The organism is Mesorhizobium sp. CNPSo 4688 (assembly GCF_057784295.1).
In genome coordinates, this window is sequence record NZ_JBWLUY010000066.1 from 1 (window position 1) to 2,755 (window position 2,755).

The following is a 2,755-nucleotide window of genomic DNA, read 5'->3' on the forward strand; positions in this document are numbered from 1 at the left end:
AACATTCTTGGTGCCTTGTGCCTGGAGGAAGGTCCAAGGGAGCTTCAGGAAAGCACGGCCTCTTTTGAGTGTACAGAATATTTCAGCATTTCGCAGATAGGCACCGTCGATTGCTGCGATAGTTCCGACCTATTTGTCTTCCTCGGTTATGCGATGTCACCTTCCGACGGTCGGCGGGGAGCCTTACATGAAGCTTATCTAGTGTCTCACCCGGGCTGGAAAGGCGGTGCCACTGGTCTCTTGGAAAGAAATCTGCTTCGGCCGCACCCCGGCCAGCATTTCAACCGAAAGATAGAAGTTTGGATCGGTAGAAAAACGTCGTCTTTGGGTATCGAACTGATGCCGTACCATCCTCGGTGCATCGGTGCTTCCGCCGCTGATCATGTTAGCCGAGGCTATCCCTGGGCCTAATAGGTGCCTACGTGCCTTCACTATTTTGAAAGAACTAATCTATGACAATTTGCCCCGAAGCTCGTGTGTCCCTCGACCGTTTCTGGTCGACAATCGAAGCTTCCGCCAAGATCGGCAAAGGCCGTCCGGGAGGCCTGTCGCGTCTGACGCTCACGGACTCAGACCGCGAGATGCGTGATCTATTTTGTGGCTGGTGCCGGGAGGCAGGCTTGAGCGTCGAGATCGATGAACTCGGCTCAATTTTCGCAAGGCGCGACGGTACCAACAACGAAATGCCACCGATCCTGATTGGCAGCCACCTCGACACCCAGATCAACGGCGGGCGCTTCGACGGGATTGGCGGAGTGCTTGCCGGGCTAGAGCTTGTGCGTGCGCTTAACGATCTCGAGTATGTCACCAAAAGGCCCATTATCGTCGTTGACTGGACCAACGAGGAAGGCGCGAGGTTTTCTCCGCCGATGGTAGCCTCGGGCTGTTTTGTCGGGCAGTACGAACGCGACTGGGTGTATGACCTGATTGCCGACGATGGCCAGCGTTTCGGCGATGAGCTTGAGCGAATAGGCTATAAGGGCGAAAAGCCTTGCAAGGCAGGGGAGATCGACGCCTATTTCGAGCTGCACATCGAGCAGGGACCAATCCTCGATGCGGAGGGGCGGGAGGTAGGGATCGTCACCGGCGCTTACCCGAGCCACGGCATCCGTGTTCGCTTCGAAGGCGAAACCGCCCACACCGGCCCAACGCCGATGGATCTTCGTCACAACGCGCTGATCGCCGGGGCAAGGTTTCTGACTGCGGTTGACGACATTGGTTGGGAGTTTGCGATTCACGACGGCAAGGCCACTGGATCGCGCCTTGCCGCCTGGCCGAACAAGCCGGGCATTCTGTCTGACACGGCCCAATGCGTCGCCGATGTACGGCACCCCGATCCTATGACCGCCAAGGTCATGGCTGAAAAGATGCGTCGTGCCGCCAAGGCCAGCGCCGCCATGGCCGGCTGTATCGCCGTGGTCGAGGACGAATGGAGCTGGGGAGGCGACATATTTGACGAGGAACTTATCAACAGCATCCGTGCTGAGGCAGTCCGTCAGTCCTATAGTTGGCGCGATATACGCTCTCAGGCGGGTCATGACGCCTATCACATGGCGACGCATTGCCCCAGCGCCATGATTTTTACACCCTGCAAGGGTGGGATCACCCACAACAACAATGAATCTTGCGAACCAGCCGATTTCCGCGCAGGCCTCAACATGCTTCTGCACGCCGTCGTTCAACGTGCGGATCGTTGATGCAGCTTTTCGACCACGCAGAGATCGACGCACGGCTGGACTGGCCGGGGCTGATCGAGGAACTTCGAGCGAGTTTCGTTACCGCCAGGACGGTTGCGCCGGCGCGTCAGGTGCTTGAGATGGACCTGCCGAATGGCGAAAAGGCCTCACTAGTGATTATGCCTGCCTGGGAGAGTGGCAGAGCGATTGGGTCAAGGTCGTTACCTTTTTTCCTGGGAATGCAACACACGGCAAGGCGACCATCAGCGCCGGCATGCTGATGTTCGACGGGGCTGACGGTAGATTTACGGCAGCGCTGGATGGGGATGCGCCCACCGCGCGGCGCACCGCGGCGGCCTCGGCGCTGGCGGCGGATTACCTGGCCCGGAAAGACGTCCAAACCTTATTTGTTGTCGGGACCGGTCAGCTAGCACTCTCGGTGGCCCACGCCCACGCGAGTGTACGCACCTACACCCGCGTGCTGATTTGGGGACGAAGCGGGGGAAAGGCTAGGTCCCTGGCGGCTACGCTCGTTATGAGGGGCCTTCCCGCGGAAAGGTGCGAGGATATAGAGTCCGGGTGTCGCTTGGCGGATGTAGTAAGTTCGGTCACAGCCTCAACAACGCCGATGATCCGCGGCGCCTGGCTGCGGGACGGATCGCACCTCGATCTCATAGGCGCATTTAAGCCCGACATGCGCGAAAGTGATACGGCTGCGATCACTGGGGCGCGGGTGTTCGTCGACGGGCTCGCGGGGGCTGTTCTGGCGGGCGATCTGGCGCAACCAATCGCTGAGGGCGCATTCTTTGCAGAAGATATTGTGGCGGATCTGACGGAGCTTGCGCAGGGCCACCCGGGCCGCCTGAATGAGATCGGGCGGACCGTCTTCAAATCCACCGGCCTTCCGCAAGAAGACCTAGCCGCCGCGATGAAGGTCATACGACGTTGATGGGGCGCTCGATGATGCAATGCTGGGTGCCACACCTTCAGGTCATCTCGGGATAAAGGCCCAGAAGCTCATCAATCAGATCGGCAAATTTTTGTTCCGGAGGGGTCAGCGAGCTCAAGTTGGAAGAGAT

General features: G+C 59.0%; 3 protein-coding genes. All 3 read left to right on the forward strand.

Features of this window, described 5'->3' with window-relative positions:
• Window positions 1-411 (forward strand): hypothetical protein (locus tag AC04SH_RS34670; RefSeq protein WP_488481852.1); only part of this gene is annotated, 411 nt, incomplete at its 5' end.
• 41 nt (window positions 412-452) lie between these two features.
• A complete protein-coding gene (locus AC04SH_RS34675) occupies window positions 453-1,697 on the forward strand; it encodes a Zn-dependent hydrolase (protein ID WP_488481853.1) in 1,245 nt (414 codons plus the stop codon).
• 241 nt (window positions 1,698-1,938) lie between these two features.
• Window positions 1,939-2,625 (forward strand): bifunctional Delta(1)-pyrroline-2-carboxylate/Delta(1)-piperideine-2-carboxylate reductase, encoded by a 687-nt coding sequence (locus AC04SH_RS34680; protein ID WP_488481854.1) that lies wholly within the window; start codon window positions 1,939-1,941, stop codon window positions 2,623-2,625.
• Window positions 2,626-2,755 lie beyond the last annotated feature (130 nt).